Source organism: Gracilibacillus saliphilus, from assembly GCF_010994085.1.
Classification (GTDB): domain Bacteria; phylum Bacillota; class Bacilli; order Bacillales; family Amphibacillaceae; genus Gracilibacillus; species Gracilibacillus lacisalsi.
In genome coordinates this window covers 1-266 of record NZ_WJEB01000080.1, presented here as the reverse complement: position 1 = coordinate 266, position 266 = coordinate 1, and the positions used below count along the sequence as shown (strand labels likewise).

The 266-nt window shown below is 51.5% G+C and carries 1 rRNA gene; it reads right to left on the bottom strand.

What is annotated here, in order from left to right:
* Nucleotides 1-249: ribosomal RNA gene (locus GHT08_RS21910) — 23S ribosomal RNA — on the bottom strand; the annotation flags it as partial.
* Nucleotides 250-266: the final 17 nt, after the last annotated feature.

Genomic DNA, 266 nt, shown 5'->3' with positions numbered 1-266 from the left:
CGCTACTCGGGAAATCGCGTTTGCTTTCTCTTCCTCCGGGTACTGAGATGTTTCAGTTCCCCGGGTCTGCCTCCTATACCCTATGAATTGAGGTATAGGTTCTACTCCATGACGAGTAGAGGGTTTCCCCATTCGGAAATTCTCGGATCACTGCCTACGTACGGCTCCCCGAGACATATCGGTGTTTGTCCCGTCCTTCTTCGGCTCCTAGTGCCAAGGCATCCACCGTGCGCCCTTCTTCACTTAACTATACTCAATGCTTTTCA